Annotated in this window: 14 protein-coding genes and 1 tRNA gene; 12 read left to right on the top strand and 3 right to left on the bottom strand. The window is 61.2% G+C overall.

The genetic code is table 11. The features are described from left to right. Window positions 1-212: 212 nt before the first annotated feature. Window positions 213-1,199 (bottom strand): Gfo/Idh/MocA family protein, encoded by a 987-nt coding sequence (locus FR699_RS03750; protein ID WP_158854168.1) that lies wholly within the window; start codon window positions 1,197-1,199, stop codon window positions 213-215. Between the two features lie 140 nt (window positions 1,200-1,339). Then, a tRNA-Leu gene (locus tag FR699_RS03745) sits at window positions 1,340-1,424 on the bottom strand. Window positions 1,425-1,803: 379 nt separating this feature from the next. Here FR699_RS03745 and FR699_RS03740 point away from each other — a divergent pair. Next, window positions 1,804-2,055 (top strand): hypothetical protein, encoded by a 252-nt coding sequence (locus FR699_RS03740; RefSeq protein ID WP_154551709.1) that lies wholly within the window; start codon window positions 1,804-1,806, stop codon window positions 2,053-2,055. Window positions 2,056-2,211: 156 nt separating this feature from the next. Next, on the top strand, window positions 2,212-3,354 hold the full coding sequence (locus FR699_RS03735; protein ID WP_158854165.1) for an aldo/keto reductase: 1,143 nt from the start codon (window positions 2,212-2,214) through the stop codon (window positions 3,352-3,354). A gap of 30 nt (window positions 3,355-3,384) precedes the next feature. Here the strand turns inward: FR699_RS03735 and uppS are convergent, their stop codons facing one another. Next, window positions 3,385-4,314, bottom strand: coding sequence for a polyprenyl diphosphate synthase (uppS, locus tag FR699_RS03730; protein ID WP_158854162.1), 930 nt, complete (start codon window positions 4,312-4,314; stop codon window positions 3,385-3,387). 98 nt (window positions 4,315-4,412) lie between these two features. Between uppS and FR699_RS03725 the strand changes: the two genes are divergently transcribed. The 10 genes from FR699_RS03725 (at window position 4,413) to FR699_RS03680 (ending at window position 12,885) form a co-directional block, all read left to right on the top strand. Next, window positions 4,413-4,607 carry a cold-shock protein gene (locus tag FR699_RS03725; protein ID WP_154551712.1) on the top strand — a complete coding sequence of 65 codons (195 nt, stop codon included), beginning with the start codon at window positions 4,413-4,415 and terminating at the stop codon, window positions 4,605-4,607. 2 nt (window positions 4,608-4,609) lie between these two features. Beyond that, complete coding sequence (locus FR699_RS03720; RefSeq protein ID WP_154551713.1) at window positions 4,610-4,804, top strand: cold-shock protein; 195 nt, start codon at window positions 4,610-4,612, stop codon at window positions 4,802-4,804. Between the two features lie 105 nt (window positions 4,805-4,909). After that, a complete protein-coding gene (locus FR699_RS03715) occupies window positions 4,910-5,308 on the top strand; it encodes a DUF5778 family protein (protein WP_158854160.1) in 399 nt (132 codons plus the stop codon). A gap of 112 nt (window positions 5,309-5,420) precedes the next feature. After that, window positions 5,421-6,074, top strand: coding sequence for a bifunctional precorrin-2 dehydrogenase/sirohydrochlorin ferrochelatase (locus FR699_RS03710; protein ID WP_158854157.1), 654 nt, complete (start codon window positions 5,421-5,423; stop codon window positions 6,072-6,074). After that, on the top strand, window positions 6,071-7,390 hold the full coding sequence (gene hemA, locus FR699_RS03705; RefSeq protein WP_158854154.1) for a glutamyl-tRNA reductase: 1,320 nt from the start codon (window positions 6,071-6,073) through the stop codon (window positions 7,388-7,390). The genes FR699_RS03710 and hemA overlap by 4 nt, the downstream gene beginning before the upstream one ends. 83 nt (window positions 7,391-7,473) lie before the next feature. Next, the gene (locus FR699_RS03700) at window positions 7,474-7,752 is read left to right on the top strand and encodes a 4a-hydroxytetrahydrobiopterin dehydratase (RefSeq protein ID WP_158854151.1); all 279 of its coding nucleotides are present in this window, start codon (window positions 7,474-7,476) and stop codon (window positions 7,750-7,752) included. Between the two features lie 75 nt (window positions 7,753-7,827). Continuing rightward, on the top strand, window positions 7,828-8,439 hold the full coding sequence (locus tag FR699_RS03695; RefSeq protein ID WP_154551718.1) for a hypothetical protein: 612 nt from the start codon (window positions 7,828-7,830) through the stop codon (window positions 8,437-8,439). Between the two features lie 2 nt (window positions 8,440-8,441). After that, the gene (locus FR699_RS03690; protein WP_199268282.1) at window positions 8,442-9,116 is read left to right on the top strand and encodes a hypothetical protein; all 675 of its coding nucleotides are present in this window, start codon (window positions 8,442-8,444) and stop codon (window positions 9,114-9,116) included. A gap of 31 nt (window positions 9,117-9,147) precedes the next feature. Then, on the top strand, window positions 9,148-10,098 hold the full coding sequence (locus tag FR699_RS03685) for a metal-dependent hydrolase (RefSeq protein ID WP_158854149.1): 951 nt from the start codon (window positions 9,148-9,150) through the stop codon (window positions 10,096-10,098). A 48-nt stretch (window positions 10,099-10,146) separates the two neighbouring features. Next, complete coding sequence (locus FR699_RS03680; protein ID WP_158854146.1) at window positions 10,147-12,885, top strand: ATP-dependent helicase; 2,739 nt, start codon at window positions 10,147-10,149, stop codon at window positions 12,883-12,885. Window positions 12,886-12,893: the final 8 nt, after the last annotated feature.

The following is a 12,893-nucleotide window of genomic DNA, read 5'->3' as shown; positions in this document are numbered from 1 at the left end:
TGCCCACAGTTCGCACAGAACAACACTGACTTTCGTCGTCGTGGCCCACAACTTCCCGGTGACGGTTGCGAGGGCGCCATCCCTGAAGGGTACGCGACTGTTGAGTAAAAAGGTTAGTATAGATCATCATATTCCGCACTGTGAACCGCCTCGGCCCGTGCCGCCTGGAGAGTCTGCCCACAGCACGCCGATTCCATCATCCCCCTGGCGCGCTACGACGATTCGGTAATCGCGACTGGCTCGCCGCGGGCGGCACTTTCAGCTAATGCGTCGATGACCCGCATATTTCGGACGGATTCTTCGACGTCGATGCGTGGTGTCTCGCCACGTTCGACTGCATCAGCAAAGTGTTCGACCTCACGCTGGTACGGATCAACTGGTTCGAACTCTTCGGTGACGCGCCGGCCGTCGATTTCGTATTCGATCGAGACACGCTGGTCGGGATCGGCTCCGAAGACGTCCGTCGCACGGAGCCATCCGTCGACGGCGTCGACACGGTACGATTCGGTGAGCTGTGTATCGAATCCGGAATGGACACGGGCCGTCGCCCCGGACTCGAACTCCAGAATGCCAGTCAATTGCGTATCGACCCCGCTGTCGCGCGTGTCGGCCTGCGTTGCGTAGACGCGCTCCGGTTCGCCGAAGAACAACCGCATCGCGCTGACGGCATAACAGCCGACGTCCATGAGTGAGCCGCCGGCGAGATCCGGATTCAGCCGAATATCGTCAGGGCGACCGCGCAACGAGAACGTGAACGATGCGGACCCAGCTCTGAGATCACCCAACTCCTCGCGAACGATCTGGGCTGCGCGCTCGGTTCGTGGGTGGAACCGATACATGAACGCCTCCATTAGCGTCACGTCCTGTTGGGCGCAGTATTCGAACATCTCCGCCGCTTCGTCGGCGTCGACTCCGATCGGCTTCTCACACAGGATGTCCACTCCAGCGTCGGCGGCCCGCTTTGTCCACTTCGCGTGGAGGCCATTCGGGAGCGGGTTGTACACCGCATCGATCGGGGCCTCCTCGAACAGCGCCTCGTAACTCCCGTACGCGTTGGGAATGCCCCTCTCTTGGGCAACCGCTGTGGCTCGATCACCACCCCGAGACGCGATTGCCGTGACCTCGTGTTCGCTGCGCTCGACTGCGGGGATGAGTGCCTTCTGTGCGATCCCGGCCGTACTAATGATCCCAAATCGCATACGACTGGCTTCGCTTGGCACTGCCTTGAAGCTCCGGGCTCTGGCAGAAGTCAATCGCCACTTGTCGATGATCGTATTACGCGTATACTGGCTCTGGCGAACGATCCGACTGTCGAGTTTTTGTTCTCCGATAAGAGGAGTGCGTGGGACCGGATTTGAACCGGCGGACCTCTACAGGACAGCGCCCTCAACGCTGCGCCGTTGGCCTGGCTTGGCTACCCACGCGCTTCCTGCGATTAACTCGCGTTTCATTGTTCCGGAGGGGGATTAAAATGACTGTCGATTCGCCCCGTCCAGTTGTCTCCCGTGGCGTCATTTCGCTCTGTGGATAGTTCGTAGAGAGCGGCCTGTCTCGATGGACCGTCCGATACTATTCGACCGGAGTATGATAAGAATATTGTCTATAATCGTCTTCTAAGTATGAAAGTAATATTATGGTATTTGGGAAACGACTGCGAGATATCTTACCTGGGATAGAAAATATGGAGAATACTCGGCTGAGATGCCCGTAACACGTGTTACCATGGTACCATTGCACACTATGAAAATACTGTTCGAATATAGGTACTTATAAGGTTGGAGTTACATAGTGTACGATAGGATTATGAGTTGTCAAAGTAACGCGTCTCCCGCTAACCGGACGTCGTTCACTGCCCACGAAGTGACGACCGACCAAACAGCAGACGTGGCGATGAAGACACAGACCAAGCGCTATACGTTTTACTGGCAGATCGGGGCCAATGGACCGGTGTTGCTTCGGGTTTCCGATTACGATGGTACCGACGTAACCAGTGACGTGGATCCCCCTGACGACATGTACGATCGCGTTCGACAGAACACGGGCCGGGATATCTGACCACAACGCGATCGAGTACCTGTCTTTCTGCCTGGGTAACTGTGTCGTGTGCCGTGAATGCGGATCGACCTACGAGAGACATCGCTTCGGTAACCGCTCTCTGAAGAAATACGTAACCAAACAATAAATAGGGGCCTCACAGCAGTCCAAGACGGGATGGAATACAGAGACTTCGGGACGGCCATCGATTTCGAACCGTCGGCCCTGGGATTCGGTGCGATGCGGTTGCCGACCGAGGGAGAAGAGGGGACGATCGACCGTCAACACGCGATCGACATGATTCGGGCAGCGATCGACGAGGGCGTCAACTACGTCGACACCGCCTGGCCGTACCACGACGGCGAGAGCGAACGGGTCGTCGGCGAGGCACTCACGGGCGACTATCGCGAAGACGTCTCTCTCGCGACCAAGATGCCTTCGTGGAAACTCGAGACGAACGAGGACCTCGAGGAGTACTTTCAGCGCCAACTCGACCGACTTGCTACCGATCACGTCGAGTGTTATCTTCTGCACGCACTCGATGAGGAGTTCTGGAATACATACCAAGAACTCGATACGTTCGAGTGGCTCGAACGGAAACAAGCTGCGGGGGAAATCGGTCACGTCGGGTTTTCCTTCCACGACGATCTCGATCTCTTCGAGGAAATCGTCGACGCCTACGACTGGGATTTCTGCCAGATCCAGTATAACTACCTCGACCAGCAATTTCAGGCTGGGCGGGCGGGTCTCGAGTACGCCGCCGAGCGAGGATTGGGCGTCGTCGTCATGGAACCGCTCCGTGGCGGGACACTCGCGACGGATCTGCCCGATCCTGTTTGCGAGGCCTTCGAGGAGGCCGATTCGGAGCGGTCGCCCGTCGAATGGGCGTTGCAGTGGCTGTGGGACCAGCCTGAAGTGTCGACCGTCTTGAGCGGGATGTCCACCCTCGAGCAAGTGCGTGAGAACGTCGACCTCGCCGCCCAATCCGGGGTCGGCCAGTTTTCCGAGAGCGATCTCCAGACCGTACAGCGAGCCCGTGAGCGGTTCGAGGAACTGATGGCTGTCGACTGTACGGGCTGTGATTACTGTATGCCGTGTCCGACCGGCGTCGATATTCCAGGCAACTTCGATCTGTACAACCGCCTGGAGACGAGCGACGACCCGACGGCCGTGCTAGACGAGTATGAACAGCTGGACGAGCACGCACGAGCCGACGCCTGTGTTGCCTGTGGCGAGTGTGAACCTGCCTGCCCACAGAACCTCGAGATCATCTCTTTGCTGGAAGAAACTCACGCCCGACTGGACGCTGTGCGCGCTTGACCGTGCCAGAGAGTCCAACCGGTCCCGAACTCAGTCGGCCTGTGGCTCCGGGTCGCTCTCGCTGGAAAGATCGACGTCTTCCAGTTCTCGGGAGGGTAACGTGTCCCGGAACCGCCGGACGATCCCTTTTGCCTCGCTCAATTCCGCACTCCCGACGGCCCGAAGCAGGGCGAGTGCCCGCCGTGCACGCGTCTGTCGCCAGGACTCTGCGCGATGCTCGTAGGTTCGGATCGCACGCAAGAAGTCGATCTTTCGGAACTCCGGCCAGTACGGGGCACAGAAATATACCGCAGCCTCGTTGCCGTTTGCGTGCCACGGGAGGAAGTTCGACGTGCGCTCGTCACCGCCGGTTCGAACGATGAGGTCGACGTCGCTGGTCGGCCCGTCGTACAATCGATCTTCTATCGTCCCAGCGTCGATGTCTGTCGGATCGAGACAGCCGTTTTCGATATCTTCGGCGATCGAGCGCGTTGCACCGAGTAGTTCAGCCCGCCCGCCGTAGGCCAGCGCGATATTGAGGTAGAACTGGTCGTAGCCACGCGTTTGCCGATCGGCGTAGGCGACTGCCTCACGGACGCGTTCGGGGAGCCGATCCAACTCTCCGATCGCTCTGATCCGGACTTGGGCTTCGTGGACCCGGTCGTGGTCGGCAAACTCGTAGAGTTTGTCCTCGATGAGATCGAAGAGGACGGCTCGCTGATCTGCCGGCCGGTTGAAGTTCTCTGTCGAGAATGCATACAGCGTCAGTTCTGCCACCCCGAGATCGTCACACCATTCGAGCAGTGATTCCGTCGTCTGTGCGCCTGCACGATGCCCGTTGCTGGTTTCCTCGCCGTGCGCGCGGGCATACCGTCGGTTCCCGTCTTGGATGACAGCAACGTGGTCCGGCGCGCCCGACACCTCCCGTTCGAGCAACTGCTCGTAGAGCTTCGAGGCCCACTGACGCACCACAGAGACCATTTAACAGAACCGATACGCGCGGATGGGATGAGTCTTCTGTTCGCTTCGCCGGAGAACCCGCAGGGTTTTAATGTGTCGACCACGACGTACCAGTTGCAATGGCGACCGGTACGGTTGATTTCTTCAACGACACTGGCGGTTACGGTTTCATCGAGACTGAGGACGCAGACGAAGACGTGTTCTTCCACATGGAGGACGTCGGCGGTCCTGACCTCGAAGAAGGCCAAGAGGTTGAGTTCGACATCGAGCAGGCCGAGAAAGGCCCCCGCGCGAAGAATCTCACGAGGCTCTAAGCATGGCGGAAGGCACCGTGGACTTCTTCAACGATACGGGTGGTTACGGCTTCATCGAGACCGACGCGGCCGACGACGACGTGTTCTTCCACATGGAAGACGTCGGCGGCCCTGACCTAGAGGAGGGTCAGGAAGTCGAGTTCGAGATCGAAGAAGCCGAGAAAGGCCCGCGCGCGACGAACCTGACGCGGCTGTAAACACGGTACGGCGGGTCCCACCCGTCTTCTACCGCTCTCATCCCGTCGAGCAGCTGCGCTGTCTGAGACCGTGAGTCGTATTACCAGCGACGCCGACGTACGGATATGGACGCGAACGTCGATGATCTCTACGCACAGACCCGAAAGCTACTGCAACCCGGCGAGATCGAGCTTCGCGGGTTGATCGTCCACACCGAATTGTCGAACGATCAAGAGCCGGAACTCAATCAACTGACCATCGAAGTTGGAGACACGATCGCCGAACACGCCGCCACCGACGCGGACACGTACGTCTACTCGGGTACAGAGGATCCGGAATTTGGCCTCAACCAGCACCAGGGACTGACGATCGACGGCGACGAGTTCGTCTGGGAGTGCCAGCAACTCCTCCGGGATGGAACCTTCGACGTGGTCTTTTACTATCGAGACAGCGCTGAGACGGATGCCATTCTCGAGGATCTTCGTGAGAACGACCACGAAGTCACCGACGTCGAATCTCCCTGAACGGAGAGAACAGAGCCACACCCGATGAGAACGGAACAAATACAGTACAACAGGCAGGCTCGACGGTAATGGTCGTCTGGCATCGTGACCCCACAAAGCGAGCAGCGAACGGATGATTCCACTCTTCCACGACTTCGATGGCGAGCGCGTGTTGATCTTCGGCGGCGGGAGCGTCGGTGCTCGGAAAGCCCGTCGGTTCGCACGGGAGGCCGAAACGATCGTCGTTAGCCCGACCTTCGCCGACGTAGCGTTCGGTGGGGCCGAGCGGATCCGTGCTGCCCCCGACGAGTCCGCCGTCGACACGTGGCTCGACCGCACCGCTCCGGCGCTGGTCGTCGCCGCGACCGACGACGAGTCACTCAACGGGGCGATCGAAACGGCAGTCCGCAAGCGGGGCATACTGCTCAATCGCGCAGACCAGCGTGGTGCGCGAGACGCCGGCAGCGTCGTCGTGCCGGCGACGATCCGGCAGGATCCGGTCGTCCTCGCGATCGCAACGGGTGGCCAGAGTCCGGCCGTGAGTCGAGTGCTTCGAGAACGGCTCGAAAACGAGACTTACGTCCGACAGGCTGGAGAGATGGCTCGAATCACTTCCGAGTTGCGCAAGCAGCTACAGGAAACAGGCGTAGATCCAGACCGTCGCCAGCAAGCTATTCGCGAAGTCGTCAAGCGGGACCGGGTTTGGAAGGCTTTAGATAGCAGCGGTTCTAACACTCTGGAAGTAGCAGCAGACGTGATCTCGGACGTGATCGGTGATACATCGTGACGCGAGAGCCAGGTATTGTCTCGGGCGTGAGCGTTGCCCACCACCACGCCAGCGTCGAAGCCATCGACGCGGCCTCTGCGGAGAGTCAACGTGAGGCCGTCGAACAGCTACTGGCACGAGACGGCGTCGCTGAAGCCCTCGTCTTACAAACCTGCAACCGTGCCGAGCGGTACGTCGTCACCGAGGACCCACAGCGGGGCCGGGACGTCCTCGCGTCCTCGACCAGTGATCTCCCGGCGGGAACCGTCGCAGAGATGGACCACGAGGAGAGTCTGCGACACCTGTTGCGAGTTGCGGCGGGACTCGAATCGCTCGTCCCAGGCGAAGACCAGATTCTCGGCCAGGTGCGAGATGCCCGCGAGGACGCACGCCACGCTGGCGGACTCGGGCCGGTCTTGGACGACGCAGTGACGAAAGCGATTCACGTTGGCGAACGCGCCCGGACCGAGACCGCCATTAACGACGGTGTGGTCTCGCTTGGCAGTGCCGCCGTCGAACTTGCCGGGCGTGAGTGTGATCTCGCGTCGGCGACTGCGTTGGTCGTCGGAGCCGGCGAGATCGCGACGCTCGCGTCCGAGGCGCTCGCGGATCGAGCAGGGGTGGACCACTTACTCGTCGCAAATCGAACGGTCCCACACGCCGAACACATTGTCTCGACCGTCGACGTCTCAGCCTCGGCGACCGGCCTCGGGGCGCTTCCTTCGGCGGTAGACACGGCGGATCTCGTCGTTTCGGCGACCGCCAGCCCCCAGCCAGTGTTCGACGTCGAGACGTTTGGGACGGTGGGTGACACAGTTGTCGTCGACATCGGTCAGCCGCGGGACGTGCCACGCGGCGCTGGGGAGTACGCGGGCGTCTCGGTTTTCGATCTCGACGACCTGGAGTCGATCACTGCAGCGACGCGAGCCAGTCGGGACGCGGCCGCCGAGGCCGTCGAGGAGATCGTCGAGTCGGAGTTCCGAAACTTGCTCACCCAGTTCAAACGCAACCGGGCTGACGACGTGATTTCGAGCATGTACGAGAGTGCCGAGCGTGTCAAAGCCCGGGAACTCCAAGAGGCGTTTGGCAAACTGGATCTGGACGACGACCAACAGGAAGTCGTCGAGTCGATGGCTGACTCACTGGTCAATCAATTGCTCGCTGCCCCCACCGAATCGCTCAGGGACGCCGCCGAAGACGACGACTGGACGACCATCGATACGGCCCTGCGGCTGTTCGATCCACACTTCGGCAGCGGGGAACAGCCCCCGTCGGTCGCGATGGCCGAAGACGAGGTCCACGACCGTCTCTCGGCACTCGTCGACGCCGACGACTGAACAGGCAGTGCCGACAGTCCGCGTCGACGCGCTCGTTTGCCGCCGGCCGAACGTTCTTTTGCCACGGTGGTGTGTGGCCACACATGGCAGATCTGTTGAGCGACCAAGAGATCGAGAACCGACTGCCAAGCGACTGGCAGCGAGACGGGGACGAAATCGTTCGCACCTACGAATTCGACGCCTATCTCGACGGGATCGGATTCGCGTCGGCCGCCGGGGGCCTCGCTCAAGAGGCCTTTCACCATCCGGAGATACGGATCGGGTGGCGAGAGGTCGAGATACGCCTGACGACCCACGACGCCGGGGGCATCACCGAGGCCGACCTCGATCTGGCTGCTCGACTGAACGAGATCTGGGACTGACTGCCGGCAACGGTGTTGATCGAGTCCCCCGTGTGAACGGCTGGTTTTTTGCCTGTCGGCATCCCGTGTACGGATATGGACTCGCGTGCGGAAGGGATTGCATCGCTGCTTCGAACGACGCGACTCAACGCCGCTCTCGGCTGGCTGTTGACCGGCGTGATCGCCATGATCGTTGGCGGAAACGTCCTCTTGGGGAACGTCCTGTGGGCTGGTTTCGCGGCCGTCGTCGGCGGGTTGGCTGTGCTTCCCCCGCTGGCACAGGGCGATCCGATGGCGATGATCCCCTGGGAGGTGTTCGTCCTGGCCGCGTTGCCCTTGCTGGGGAACACGTTCGGCGTCAGCCTCGCCTTCAGGGGGATACCGACCTACCTTTCGGTGGCGGCGCTTGCACTCATCGTGGCTGTAGAGCTCCACCTCTTTACTGACGTCGAGATGAACTACCAGTTCGCGCTCCTGTTTGTCGTCGTCTCGACACTCGCCTTGGCCGGCCTCTGGGCGGTCGCACGGTGGCTCTCAGATCTGTACCTCGGAACGACGTTGCTCGTCGACCCGGCAATCGCCGAATCCGTGATCGAAGAACAGCTCATGTGGGAGTTCGTCGCCTCGGCGGTTGCCGGTGTCCTCGCCGGTCTCACTTTCGAGTTGTACGTCCGCCGGTACGTCCACGTTCGCCCAGGGGGTGACTGAGCGTGGGACTCACGTCACGCCTCCGTCTCACCGAGGCCCAACAGCGCCAGCTTACCTGGGTGATGGAAGTCGCGTTGATCGGGCTGTTGTTCATCGGACTGGAACGCCGATCGGCCGGGATTTCGATCAATGCTGTGATGGGGCTTTTGGTCCTCCAGATTCCGCCGCTGCTCGAACGGGACTACAGCGTCTCGATGGACCCGCGGCTGACGCTGTGGATCACGAGTGCCGTCTTCCTGCACTCGCTGGGGACTGTCGGTATCCCCGGCGGTGAAGGATTCTACAGCACGATTCCGGGGTGGGATCATCTCACGCACGCGCTGTCGGCATCGGTCGTGGCAGGCGTCGGCTACGCGACGACGCGAGCCCTGGATGTTCACTGGGACGACGTGCAGTTGCCCGAGCAGTTCGTGTTCGTGTTCATCCTCATGTTCGTCCTCGCGTTCGGGGTGATCTGGGAAGTCATCGAGTTTACGACCAGTGCCGCCGCAACGGCGATCGGTGGGTCGCCGGTCTTGACCCAGTACGGGCTGGAAGATACGATGAAAGACCTAATTTTCAACACGATCGGGGCCATCGTCGTGGCGTCGTGGGGAACCATCTATCTCAACGACTTCGTGACCCAGCTCCTGACAGCCGTTGGGATCGCAAACGACGACGCCGACGGCGGGGAGTGACCGTTTTATACACCGGTCGCCAAATCTATCCGTGTTCGTCGGTCACGCCTTCCTCGCCTTTGGGATCGTCGCGCTGATCGCAGGCCGCTACGGGCCCGAGACCCGCCCGCTTGGGCTCCCTGGCGGCGTGACCGTCGGGTCCGCCGTCGCCGTCGGGCTCGCAGCCGCCCTCTTTTCGTCACTCCCCGACGTTGACGTTGCTCACGCGGCCTTCCAGGTCGTGACGCTCCCGGAGGAGTCGACGGCGTTCGATCACTTCTGGGCAGCCACCAGCGAACGCCATCGGACGACGACTCACTCGCTGGTCGTCGCAGTGGCAGCGAGTGTTGGCTTCGCGCTCTGGCCCGTTGGCCGCTGGCTTGGGCTGGGCGTCCTCGCCGGTGTCGTCGCACTCGGCGCAGTGGCTGGTGGCATCGTGGGCGGTGCGGTCATGACCGTTTTCGTACTCGTCGGCCTCCTCGTCGTGACGCTTGCCCTCAAGACCGGGCTCGCGGGACGATCGATCTTTACTGCGGCGGTGGTTGGGCTCTCGATCCACCCGTTTACGGATCTGCTGACGGGAGAGCCTCCGCTGTTTTTCGCCCCCTGGGAGTTCGACGTGATCGGCGGTCGCATCGAGCCCTTCGTAGATCCAACGCTCAATCTCCTCCTGGCGTTCGGCACGGAACTTGCTGTCATCTGGTTTGGTCTCTTGGTCGGGCTGTGGCTCGCCGGTATCGACTGCCGTCGACACGTCCATGCTGCCGCCACCGTCGGGATTGCCTACGCCCCGATGGCACTCGTCTTACGCCAACCCAGCGTCGACAATGCGACGCCGTTCGTCGCGACGATCCTCCTCGTCGGCGTGGTCGGTGTCGTTAGCTTTCGACGGCCGCTGAGTAGCGACACGACCGTGACAGCTGCCCTCACTGCCCTCGCGACGATCACTTTCGCCTGGCTCGGATTCACGCTCGCGTACGTGACTGTCACGGGTCCGGTATAACTAACCCGAGTGCACAAGGCGATCGGCCTCGTTGATTCGAGTGAATCTATGGGAGGCCGAGAGCTGCTGGCAGCCGTCGAACAGTCGGTCGAATTCGACCCGAGAGCGGTGTCGATCGACGACGGCGAGGTGCTGGAGCTGTTCGAGCCTGCCGTCAGAGAGTGGTGGGTCGAGACGTTCGGCCCGTTCGTCCCCGACAACGGCGGCTTTTTCACCCCACCGCAAAAAGACGCCATTCCGCTCGTTCACGACGGCCAAAACGCGTTGATCGCCGCGCCGACGGGCTCGGGCAAGACCCAGGCGAGCTTCGCCGCCATCATCAACGAACTGTTCGAACGCGGCCGTACCGATGGCCTGGAAAACTCGGTGTACTGCCTGTATATCTCCCCGCTGAAGAGTCTCGCCAACGATATCCACCGCAATCTGGCTGTCCCGCTCGAGGAAATTACCGCCAAACTCGACGAGCGTGGCGAGAATGTGGACATTCGCCACGCGATCCGGCACGGAGACACCTCCGATAGCGACCGGCAAGCGATGCTCGAAGAGACGCCACACATCCTCAACACGACCCCGGAAACACTCGCTATCCTGCTCAACTCCCCAAAATTCAAGCAGAAACTCCAGACCGTCGAGTACGTCATCGTCGACGAGATTCACAGTTTGGCGGCAAACAAGCGTGGGACGCACCTGTCGGTCTCGCTCGAACGGCTCGAAGCCATGGCCGAAACCTCGCCCACCCGAATCGGCTGCTCGGCGACGGTCGAACCGCTCGACACCATGGCGGAGTTTCTGGTCGGCCGCCAGGAACCGGGCGGGGATCCACGCGAGTACGAACTCGTCGACGCCCGCTTTGCCCGCGAGTTCGACATCGAGCTTACGACACCGACGGATGATCTGATCCACACCCCGCAATCGACCGTCAACGATCGGTTTTACGACCAGTTGCACGAGCTAATCCAGGATCACACGAACACGCTGATCTTTACCAATACGCGGTCCGGGGCCGAACGCGTCTTGCACAACCTCAGAGAACGGTTCGACGCCTACGACGAGGCCAATGCGGGCTGTCACCACGGCAGCCTCTCGAAGGACAAGCGCGAAGCCATCGAATCCGACCTGAAATCGGGCGACATCGATGTAGTGACGACTTCGACGAGCCTCGAACTCGGGATCGACATGCCTCACATCGACTTGGTAGTCCAGGTCGGTTCGCCCAAGTCCGTCGCGGCGCTGCTCCAGCGTGTCGGCCGGGCGGGTCATCAACTCGGCCAGACCGTCGAAGGACGGGTCATCGCTCTCGATCGAGACGAGCTAGTCGAGTGTGCCGTCATGCTCAAGAAGGCCGAGGAGGGGTTCGTCGATCGCGTGTTCGTTCCCGAGAATGCCCAGGACGTCGCCGCCCAGCAGGTCTATGGCATGGCGATCAACGAAGTTCGGCCCGAGGCTGAAGTGACAGGCATCCTCCGGCAGGCCTATCCGTACCGAGAGTACGGCGACGAGGAGTGGGAGCAACTGGTCCGATATCTCACCGCAGACTATCCGGGAATGGAAGACGAGAACGTCTACGCGAAGATCTGGCGAGACACGAACGATCCGCCCGACGGCGAGTACCACTACGAGGAGTTCCCGGTCGGCGAACCACTGATCGGCAAGCGCGGCCGCCTGGCCCGCGTTATCTACATGACGAACATCGGCACGATCCCGGATTCGTTCACGTGTGACGTCCTCACTCGCGCTGACAGCGAGTGGGTCGGCCAACTCGACGAGTCGTATCTCGATACCGTAGAATCCGGCGACGTGTTCGTCCTCGGCGGCGACCGCTATGAGTACCGGTACCGCCGCGGCTCGAAGGTCTACGTCGACCCCACGAGCGCGCGACCGACGGTCCCCTCGTGGTACTCCGAACGCCTCCCTCTCAGTTACGATCTCGGCCGGGAGATCCTGTCGTTCCAACGCGAGTTGCTTTCACGCCTCGATCGCGGCGGGCGGGCCGAGGCCCGCGTCTGGCTGCGGGAGTTCCCACTCGACGAAAACAGCGTCCGGGCAATCGTCCGGATGTTCGATGACCAACGCCAGTACGCCGGTACTGACAGCATCAGCACGGACGAGCGCCTCGTGATCGAAGAAGAGCGTGATCGCGACGAGTACGAGCGACGCTACTACGTCCACTCGAACTACGGACGGCGATTCAACGATGGCCTTTCACGACTGTTGGCCTCTCACGTCGCTCAAGAAGCGACCGCAAACGTGCAGGTCGCCGTCGCCGACCACGGCTTTACGCTCTCGATGCCGCTCAACCGGAAAGTCGACGTCGCCGGTATCCTCCGGTCGATCGACCCAGACGACGTGCGTACAGACTTGCGTCAAAGCCTCGACGGGACGGACCTCCTCGATCGGTACTTCCGGATCAACGCGACGCGCTCGCTGATGATCCTCAAACGCTACAAAGGCTACGAGAAGTCCGCCAGCGAACAGCAGGTAAACAGCGAGATGCTCCTCGGGTTCGCACAGGATCTCGATGAGTTTGCCGTCGTCGAAGAGACCTACCGGGAAATCCTCGAAGACAAACTCAACGTCGAAGCGATCGAGGGCGTGCTCGGCGCAATCAGTGACGACGAGATCGATGTCGTCCATCATCGCGTCGACTCTCCGACGCCGCGGGCCTTTGGCCTCGCTACCTTGATGGCCAGCGACGTCGTCCTCGCCGAAGACGAGTCCGCCGTCCTCAAGGAGTTTCACGAACGGGTTCAGGAGGCGATCGACGACGCGGCGGTCGCTTTCGAGTGATCCCGATC

The organism is Halorhabdus sp. CUG00001 (assembly GCF_009797925.1).
In the GTDB taxonomy this organism is placed as follows: Archaea; Halobacteriota; Halobacteria; order Halobacteriales; family Haloarculaceae; genus Halorhabdus.
Note: the sequence above shows the minus strand (reverse complement) of the source record. Positions and strands in the feature narration are given on the sequence as shown.

Excerpts from the sequence above, each read along its gene's own strand:
- FR699_RS03750 (WP_158854168.1), bottom strand. The coding sequence starts at position 1,199 with ATGCGATTTGGGATCATTAGTACGGCCGGGATCGCACAGAAGGCACTC.
- FR699_RS03740 (WP_154551709.1), top strand. The coding sequence starts at position 1,804 with ATGAGTTGTCAAAGTAACGCGTCTCCCGCTAACCGGACGTCGTTCACT.
- FR699_RS03735 (WP_158854165.1), top strand. The coding sequence starts at position 2,212 with ATGGAATACAGAGACTTCGGGACGGCCATCGATTTCGAACCGTCGGCC.
- uppS (WP_158854162.1), bottom strand. The coding sequence starts at position 4,314 with ATGGTCTCTGTGGTGCGTCAGTGGGCCTCGAAGCTCTACGAGCAGTTG.
- FR699_RS03725 (WP_154551712.1), top strand. The coding sequence starts at position 4,413 with ATGGCGACCGGTACGGTTGATTTCTTCAACGACACTGGCGGTTACGGT.
- FR699_RS03720 (WP_154551713.1), top strand. The coding sequence starts at position 4,610 with ATGGCGGAAGGCACCGTGGACTTCTTCAACGATACGGGTGGTTACGGC.
- FR699_RS03715 (WP_158854160.1), top strand. The coding sequence starts at position 4,910 with ATGGACGCGAACGTCGATGATCTCTACGCACAGACCCGAAAGCTACTG.
- FR699_RS03710 (WP_158854157.1), top strand. The coding sequence starts at position 5,421 with ATGATTCCACTCTTCCACGACTTCGATGGCGAGCGCGTGTTGATCTTC.
- FR699_RS03700 (WP_158854151.1), top strand. The coding sequence starts at position 7,474 with ATGGCAGATCTGTTGAGCGACCAAGAGATCGAGAACCGACTGCCAAGC.
- FR699_RS03695 (WP_154551718.1), top strand. The coding sequence starts at position 7,828 with ATGGACTCGCGTGCGGAAGGGATTGCATCGCTGCTTCGAACGACGCGA.
- FR699_RS03680 (WP_158854146.1), top strand. The coding sequence starts at position 10,147 with ATGGGAGGCCGAGAGCTGCTGGCAGCCGTCGAACAGTCGGTCGAATTC.